Below are 8436 nucleotides of genomic sequence, written 5' to 3' on the forward strand. Positions count from 1 at the left end.
TAATAAAGTAGAGCCATTCTTCTATTACAGAAGGATGGCTCTATTTTTTTATACTAATTAAACTTAATTTAGTATAAAGAGATTTTATCCAAGTTCTTTTTCTGTTTAAAGACAGCAAATTAAGAGTTTTCAAGAATGAAGAAAAGGCGACTGAAATCCAGCCGCCTTTTTCTTCATTTAGAAACACTTTTATTTTACTGCGCCTGAACAGAAACACTCTCATCTTGCTCATTTGGTTTAACAAGTGCATAATTTTCCCACGATCTACTTCTCCAGCGGAAGAACATAATAATTGCTCGCGTCCATTCGTCGATAGCAATCGCTAGCCAAATACCAACGAGCCCCATGTCTAAATGGAAGGCGAAAAAGTAACCGAGTGGTAAGCTCATTAACACCATGGAGAATGCGCCGATTAAAACAGGATATTTTGCATCGCCAGCTGCACGAAGTGAATTAATGATGACGATGTTCATCGTCCGTCCTGTTTCAAGTAGTACACTTAGTAAAAGAACGCTTGCCCCTAGAGCGATAATATGAGGATTATCCGTAAATAGTCCCATTAATTGTGTGCGGAATGTAACAACGAGCATGACCATAAATAAAGTTACACCAATCGCCCATTGTACACTTTTCCATACGCGTGTGTAAGCTTCATCCTTTTCATTTCCGCCAACTAGGCGTCCAACGATAATAGCTGTTCCCATACCGATAGCAATGGCGAATAAATAAGTGAACATGGAAATGTTAGTAGCGTATTGTCTTGCAGCTAACGATTCCGTACCTAAGTATGTTGCGTAATATAAGAAGACAATTTGACAAGCTTGATACATGACTTGTTCGAATGCAGATGGAATGCCAATCTTCAAAATTTTGCCAACATATTCTTTTGATAAAGTGAAGTAATATTGTAATTTCACACGGTATTCCATAACGCGGTACAGTAACCAGAAGAAAATGATAAGTGCGATTAACCGGCTGACAGCGGAAGAAATCGCGGCCCCTTGCACACCAAGTTCAGGGAAACCGAATTTCCCGAAAATAAGTACGTAGTTTCCGGCGATATGAATAATATTCATTCCAAGCGAAACAAACATCGCTTGCTTTGTAAAGCCGTGAACGCGGATAATTGCGGCTAATGAGTTAATAATAGCTTGAAGGAAAATAGCTCCTCCGACGATGGATAGATAGCTTTGTGCATACGTTAGTACATCGCCTTGTAAATTCATTGCCGTCATCATATGTTTTGAAAATAAAAGAAAACCAGCGCTTATAATGAGTCCGACCACTAAATTTAATGTGACGGCTAATGCTGATATTTTTGATGCTTCCATAAAGCGTTTAGAACCGAGGTATTGGGATACAACGATAGCTGCACCATTCCCGATGACTTCTAGTACTAAAATCGCGATATGAAGGTATTGATTCGCTGCACCAACCCCAGATACAGCATCGTCTGATAATGCACTTAACATGAAAGTATCAGCGATCCCCATCAGCATAAAAAGAAAAACTTCTAGAAAAATAGGCCATGTTAATAAGAATAAACTTAATTTCTCTGTTGGCCCGTTTTTTGAGCGAATTGTTGTCATGTCCGTCCCCTCTTTACCGATATCTATTTTTAGCAAAGTGTATCGTAACACACTTTCATATCCTTTGCACTTATTTTAGCCTACATATTTTCAATATGAATAAACCTTCATTTTATGACAAAAAAGGAGGAATAATTATGCATAAGATATTTTGGAATATAAAATTTATTTTTCTTTGATAATTTAGAAAAGTATAAAAATGGATATTTTTAACACTTTAGTTCAATAAAAACGCAGTGTGAAACGTTTACAAATGCACGTGGTGTTAACAGAAAATTTTAATAAAATAGAAATATAAATATACAAAGAATATATTTGTGTGTATAATATGAATTGTTAGAACATATATATTTCTTTCTGTTTGAAAATGAAAGGGCTAACATTTTTTTGGAGGGTGGAAGTATGAAAAAAAAGATACCAGTTTTTGTAGCATCAACAGTAGCAATGAGCATGATTTTAGGGGCATGTGGCTACCAAAAAGATGAACCGCAAGCGAACGCAAAAGGGGATAGCGGGAAAAGCGGTGCGAAGCAAGTTATTAACTTAATTGAAACACAAGAAATTCCAACGATGGACCCAGCGTTATCAGCTGATGCAGTTTCTTCAAAAGTAATGAACAATACGATGGAAGGCCTATACCGCCTTGGGAAAGACGATAAATTAGTTCCAGGTGTAGCGAAGGAATTCCAAAAGTCAGAAGACGGTAAAAAGTATACATTTAAATTACGTGAAGATGCAAAATGGTCAAATGGTGAACCTGTAACGGCGAAAGATTTCGTGTATGCATGGCAAAGAGCAATTAATCCAGATACAGCTGCGAAATCGGCGTACATTATGTACGATATAAAAAATGCTGAGAAAATTAATAAAAAAGAGATGAGTCCAGACCAATTAGGTGTAAAAGCGATTGATGATCATACACTAGAAGTAGAATTAGATAATTCTATTCCATATCTTGTTGATTTAATGGTCTATCCGATCTTCTATCCTGTTAATGAAAAGTATGTGAAAGAGCAAGGGGCGAAGTTTGGTTTAGAAGCAAATACAACACTTTATAACGGACCATTTACATTAAGTGATTGGCAACATGAACGTAGCTTCAAAATGACAAAGAGCTCATCATATTGGGACAATAAAGAAGTGAAGCTTGAGGAAGTAAACTTTAATATTGTAAAAGATACGTCTACGCCAATTAATTTATATGAAACAAACGCAGTCGATCGAGCGACGTTATTAGCAGAGTTCATCGATAAATATAAAGGAAAACCAGATTTCAAAACGGTAGAAGATACATCTGTATTCTTCCTTCGCTTAAATCAAAAAGACCCAGCTTTAGCAAATAAAAATATTCGTAAAGCAATTTCTCTTGGTTTTGACCGTAAACCATTCGTTGATACATTATTAAATAACGGTTCTAAGCCAGCGACGGGATTAATTCCTGACAATTTCATTAAAGGACCGGATAAAAAAGATTTCCGTGTTGAAAATGGAGATATTGTAAAACCAAATGTAAAAGAAGCGAAAAAGTATTGGGAAGCTGGTAAAAAAGAGCTTGGTAAAAACGAAATTGAATTAGAGCTATTAAATGAAGACGTTGAATTATCGAAGAAAACTGGTGAATATTTAAAAGGTGAGTTAGAAAAGAATTTACCAGGTTTAACAGTGAAAATTAAACAACAACCATTCGCGCAAAAACTAAAATTAGAAGATGCGGGCGACTTTGTAATGTCATTCTCTGGATGGAGTGCAGACTTCCCAGATCCAGTTACATATCTTGATATGTTCGTAACTGATGGGGCACAAAATAAAATGAAGTATTCTAATCCGAAGTACGATGAGATTATTATGAAAGCGAAGAAAGATGGAAGTGACGTAAATGCTCGTTGGAAAAACTTACTTGAAGCAGAAAAAATGTTACTTGATGACGCTGCGATTGTTCCAGTATATCAACGTGGTAGAGCATATTTACAAAGAGAAACAATTAAAGATATGTACAACCATAAGTATGGTGGCGAAGTAAGCTTCAAATGGGCATCAGTAGGAAAATAACAAAAAAAAGCAGGTGATTACCTGCTTTTTTTAGTACGTACGTTTTTTATAAATGCCTTTTCCACCAACTTGGTTCCAGCCAGATTGTACATCTAAACTTTTGTTAACAAACTTCATTTTTTCTTTCCCACCAAAGAGTTTTTCACCGATGCTATTTGTAATGACACCAATCAATGCTGTTATTCCGATGATGAGGGTAGCAACAATGATAAAATCAGTAAAAAAAGCGATCATATGCAAATTCCCCCTTTGTCTGTCTGTATTTTTATTGTATGAGATAAATGGTAAAAAAGAAAGAAATGTCAGAAAAATATTCGATTTACTTTAGAAAGCATATAGACATGAGCGGAGAGATTTGTTAAAATAAGAACAAATGTTCCTTTTCGTTTCTAACCTTTAGAGTCTTACATTTCTCAATTGTTTTGTCGGGAAAAGGTAAGAAAACGCTCTCTTTTTAATGGGGAAGATTATGAAACTGTAATTGTATATCAAGTGAAGATTAGTGTAGAAAGTAAGTATCAAAAGGGTTGAAGACCGTTGTTAAAGGACAGTTTTACTGAGTATAATCATGTTGCATAGCAGTGGAGTACACGGAGGAATTTTCTCAACTAGCAGTAAATTCACTGTATATTTCTTGCAAAAACTATTGTATAATGATTATAGAAGTTACTTATTAAAAGTAATTATTGTTGCTTACATGAATTGCGATTTTTTACTTTGCTATAAGACAAGTTATCGCGAAAAATTGCGGAAGTTAGAAATTTAAACTGTAATTAGTACAGAATTTGTACTCTTTAAGGAGAGTGAGCTTTGTATGGTAACATTATATAGTTCTCCAAGCTGTACGTCTTGTAGAAAGGCGAAATTATGGCTAGAGGAAAATCATATTCCTTATACAGAACGTAATATTTTCTCAGATCCATTAACGATTGATGAGATTAAAGAGATTTTACGTATGACAGAAAGCGGAACGGATGAGATTATTTCTACTCGTTCAAAAGTTTTCCAAGAATTGAATGTGAACTTAGAGTCTTTACCACTTCAAGATTTATATAAGATGATTCGTGACTATCCAGGTATTTTACGTCGTCCAATTATGATTGACGAAAAACGCCTTCAAGTAGGTTACAACGAAGATGAAATCCGTCGTTTCTTACCACGTACAGTAAGAACGTTCCAATTACGTGAAGCACAGCGTCTTGTAAATTAATTATAATAATATGAAAACCTTCTACCTATTATAGAGTAGAAGGTTTTTTTTTACGGTTTAACATTACGTAATCGGACTTGTTGAACGATAAAGCCTATGCATAAAATGGTGAAAATGAACAAATAAGGGATACTTGTGGCAAAACTAGGATTATGATGAAAAAACGTTGCAAGTCTGTCTTCATGTGTAATCATTTTTCCTGCTGTATAGGCGAGAACTGCTGCTCCGCAATAAATGAGAAATGGAAAGCGTTCCATGAGTATTAAAATAAGTTTGCTTCCCCAAATGATAATCGGGATAGAAATGAATAAACCGATAATTACGAGTGAAAGTCTTCCGTGAGCTGCTCCTGCAATGGCAATAACATTGTCAAACCCCATAACGAGATCCGCGAATACAATTGTACGCACAGCTTGGAATAAAGTCGTTTTTCCTTTGATAGAAGAAAGATCGTTGTTATTATCAGTGAGTAAATTGACCGCAATTAATGTAAGTAAAATTCCGCCGGTGAGTTGTAAAAATGGGATATCAAGTAAATAGACAGCTAGTATCGTGAGGAGAATTCGTAGCACAATTGCTAACATAGTACCAATCAAAATGGCTTTATTTCGTTTTGCTTCAGGTAAATTTCGGCTAGCTAGTGCGATGACAATTGCGTTATCGCCACCTAGTACAACATCGATACCGACAATCATTAGTACAGATGTTAAAAACTCTAAGTCCATTCGTCTGCCTCCATTTATGATGTTTTAATAAGCGAAATATATGTATGTGGTGAAGAAAGTTTGTCTAGTTTTGATCTCGCGCTCCAGGGACAAAATAATCACCTCTAATAGAAGTTTCACTTTATTACAGTGTACGAGGGAATGTGGGAATGTATGTCCAAATTTTTTGCGAGCAGTGAATTGGTATAATGGTATATTTATTCCGATTGGTGCGAGCTAATAATCAGTGGAGGATGAAAAAAATACTGATTATTGTTTCACTTTATGTAAAAAGTCGAATACAGATAGGTATATAACTATTTTTGTAAAATAAATCGATTTTATTTCCCTTCTGGAGAATCTTATCATAAAATGAGAGTACAAGAATCTATTGTTTTGTCATATGAGTGGGGAATCCCTTCATAACAATTCTAAGCAGGAAGGGAGCGTTGTATTTTGGATATTGAAAGAATTAATGACCATACGATGAAATTTTTTATTACGTACATTGATATAGAGGACAGAGGGTTTAATCGTGAAGAAATTTGGTATGATCGCGAACGAAGTGAAGAGCTCTTTTGGGAGATGATGGACGAAGCTCGTGATCATGATGATTTCTTTATCGATGGGCCGTTATGGATCCAAGTGCAAGCAGTCGATAAAGGGATTGAAGTACTTGTAACGAAAGCGGAGCTTTCAAAGGATGGACAAAAGCTGGAACTACCAATAGGTGTAGACAAAATTATAGACATTCCTCTAGATGAAGGCATCGAATCATTATTCCAGCAAGAATTAGTGGAAGAGGTAGAAGAACAAGTAGGAACACACTTTAATGAAGATGGTACGTTTGGCTTTTTAATTAAGTTTAATGATTTTGAAGATGTTATTTCATTAAGTCATCGTCTTATCTTTGAAGATATAAAAGATGAATTACATTCATTTGAGGACCGATATTATGTATATGTGGAATTCGATGAAGTGCTACATGATGAAGAAGAAATTGATCGTATTTTAAGTATTGTTTTAGAATATGGAGAAGAATCTACTTTAACGATTCACCGTGTAAGTGAGTATGGGAAACAGGTTGTGAAAGAGCGTGCGCTTGAGACAATTCGCAACAATTTCCCTCCTAAAATGTAGGCCGATTTCTATAGTATGAAATCGGCTTTTTTTATGAAGAATAGGAAGGCTTTCTTAGTAAGGAGGTAAGAGATGAAAAACACGTTAAAACTACTTTTCTTTTTTCTACTATTGTTCGCATTATTTGTTTCATTACGCATGTTTATTGATGTAGCATTTTATTCGGATGTCATTGGGATAAAGGATGTTTCTATTTTAGGTATTATTAGTATTTTATTTACGGTTTCCGCATTTTTAATTGGATGTGTTATTTTCTTAGAAAACCGCCATCCGTCTAAAACACTTACGTGGTTAATCGTACTAGGTATTTTTCCGGTGTTCGGTTTCTTTGCTTATCTTTTATTTGGACAAAATTTTCGTAGAAAAAGAATGTTCCAAAAGAAGGCATTACTCGATGAACAGGCGTTTTTACAATATAAGGGACACGAAGATTACGAAGAACGGATTTTACGAAATCATAAGCATCAAGAATTGTTATTTCGTTTAGCAGATCGACTAGGTGCTTTAAATATTTCATTTCAAACTGAAACGAGGACATTAACAAATGGAGACGAAACGTTTCAGGCAATTTTAGATGGGTTAAATCGAGCGAAACACCACATTCATATGGAGTATTACATTGTGCGTGATGACAAGCTCGGTACAGAAATTAAAGATATTTTAATAAAAAAATCAAAAGAAGGCGTTGTCGTACGTTTTTTATACGACGCGGTTGGAAGCTTTAAATTATCAAATTCGTATATTGAAGAATTGAATGATGCAGGAGTAGAAATGATTCCATTTTTCCCTGTGCGCTTTCCAATTTTAAACGATAAAATTAATTATCGAAACCACCGAAAAATCGTTATTATAGATGGAAATGAAGGGTTTGTAGGTGGATTAAATATTGGTGATGAGTATTTAGGGAAGGATAAATATTTCGGTTTTTGGCGAGACACGCATTTATATTTACGCGGTGAAGCAGTTCAAAGTTTACAGCTAATTTTCCTTCAAGACTGGTTTTATATGACTGGTGAGGCGGTATTAGCACCTGAATATTTACAAGCGGAAGCAGTTGAGGGTGATCATTGGGGCGGAGTCCAACTTGTTGGAGGTGGACCGGATAATAAATGGGAAACAATTAAACATTTATATTTTGCAATGATTGCTTCAGCTAGGAAATCGATTTGGATTGCAACACCATACTTTATCCCAGATGATGATATTTTATCTGCATTAAAAGTAGCTGCACTTGCTGGTATTGATGTTCGTTTGTTAATGCCAAGTAAGCCAGATAAGCGGACTGTCTTTTATGCATCAAGATCGTACTTTCCGGAGTTATTAGATGCAGGAGTAAAAATATATGAATATGAAAAAGGTTTTCTTCATAGTAAAGTTGTCATCGTGGATTCTGATCTCGCATCAATTGGGACAGCTAATATGGATATGAGAAGTTTTCATTTAAACTTTGAAGTAAATGCCTTTTTATATGATACAGGTAGCATTCGAAAGCTCGTTCAAGATTTTAAAGACGATTTAGAAGAATCCAGTGAAATTCATGTTGACCGATTTCATAAGAGACGTCTTCATAGGCGGATTGTTGAATCGACGTATCGGTTATTATCACCTTTATTATAGAAAGAGATGTCCTAATTTAGGACATCTCTTTTTTTGAGAGGAATTTGTAGTAAATTGTAGAATACAAGAAGTTGAAAGACCAACTATGAAAAGTCAAGGATGAAATTCAGAATAAATAATGGAAGGG

7 protein-coding genes are annotated in these 8436 nt (G+C 35.1%); 4 read left to right on the top strand and 3 right to left on the bottom strand.

Annotation, left to right across the window (positions count from 1 at the left end; genetic code table 11):
• Positions 1 to 194: 194 nt before the first annotated feature.
• Complete coding sequence (locus tag AB3X49_RS14025; protein ID WP_367962825.1) at positions 195 to 1640, bottom strand: MATE family efflux transporter; 1446 nt, start codon at positions 1638 to 1640, stop codon at positions 195 to 197.
• A gap of 351 nt (positions 1641 to 1991) precedes the next feature.
• On the opposite strand from AB3X49_RS14025, the gene AB3X49_RS14030 reads away from it, so the two are divergent.
• Positions 1992 to 3638 carry a peptide ABC transporter substrate-binding protein gene (locus tag AB3X49_RS14030; protein ID WP_002125935.1) on the top strand — a complete coding sequence of 549 codons (1647 nt, stop codon included), beginning with the start codon at positions 1992 to 1994 and terminating at the stop codon, positions 3636 to 3638.
• 30 nt (positions 3639 to 3668) lie between these two features.
• On the opposite strand, the gene AB3X49_RS14035 is transcribed toward AB3X49_RS14030, so the two are convergent.
• A complete protein-coding gene (locus AB3X49_RS14035) occupies positions 3669 to 3872 on the bottom strand; it encodes a hypothetical protein (protein WP_000559981.1) in 204 nt (67 codons plus the stop codon).
• Between the two features lie 580 nt (positions 3873 to 4452).
• On the opposite strand from AB3X49_RS14035, the gene spx reads away from it, so the two are divergent.
• Positions 4453 to 4848 carry a transcriptional regulator Spx gene (gene spx / locus AB3X49_RS14040; RefSeq protein WP_002011348.1) on the top strand — a complete coding sequence of 132 codons (396 nt, stop codon included), beginning with the start codon at positions 4453 to 4455 and terminating at the stop codon, positions 4846 to 4848.
• Positions 4849 to 4898: 50 nt separating this feature from the next.
• On the opposite strand, the gene AB3X49_RS14045 is transcribed toward spx, so the two are convergent.
• Entirely contained in the window at positions 4899 to 5573 is a 675-nt protein-coding gene (locus AB3X49_RS14045) for a TerC family protein (protein ID WP_367962827.1), read from the bottom strand.
• Positions 5574 to 6008: 435 nt separating this feature from the next.
• Between AB3X49_RS14045 and mecA the strand changes: the two genes are divergently transcribed.
• On the top strand, positions 6009 to 6692 hold the full coding sequence (gene mecA, locus AB3X49_RS14050; protein WP_367962829.1) for an adaptor protein MecA: 684 nt from the start codon (positions 6009 to 6011) through the stop codon (positions 6690 to 6692).
• A gap of 72 nt (positions 6693 to 6764) precedes the next feature.
• Positions 6765 to 8309, top strand: a complete 1545-nt coding sequence (gene cls, locus AB3X49_RS14055) for a cardiolipin synthase (RefSeq protein ID WP_002064255.1) — start codon at positions 6765 to 6767, stop codon at positions 8307 to 8309.
• Positions 8310 to 8436 lie beyond the last annotated feature (127 nt).

Origin of the sequence: Bacillus sp. C30 (assembly GCF_040838255.1) — a bacterium.
Classification (GTDB): Bacteria; Bacillota; Bacilli; order Bacillales; family Bacillaceae_G; genus Bacillus_A; species Bacillus_A mycoides.

Coding starts and splice junctions, on each gene's coding strand:
- AB3X49_RS14030 (WP_002125935.1), top strand. CDS start 1,992: ATGAAAAAAAAGATACCAGTTTTTGTAGCATCAACAGTAGCAATGAGC.
- AB3X49_RS14035 (WP_000559981.1), bottom strand. CDS start 3,872: ATGATCGCTTTTTTTACTGATTTTATCATTGTTGCTACCCTCATCATC.
- spx (WP_002011348.1), top strand. CDS start 4,453: ATGGTAACATTATATAGTTCTCCAAGCTGTACGTCTTGTAGAAAGGCG.
- AB3X49_RS14045 (WP_367962827.1), bottom strand. CDS start 5,573: ATGGACTTAGAGTTTTTAACATCTGTACTAATGATTGTCGGTATCGAT.
- cls (WP_002064255.1), top strand. CDS start 6,765: ATGAAAAACACGTTAAAACTACTTTTCTTTTTTCTACTATTGTTCGCA.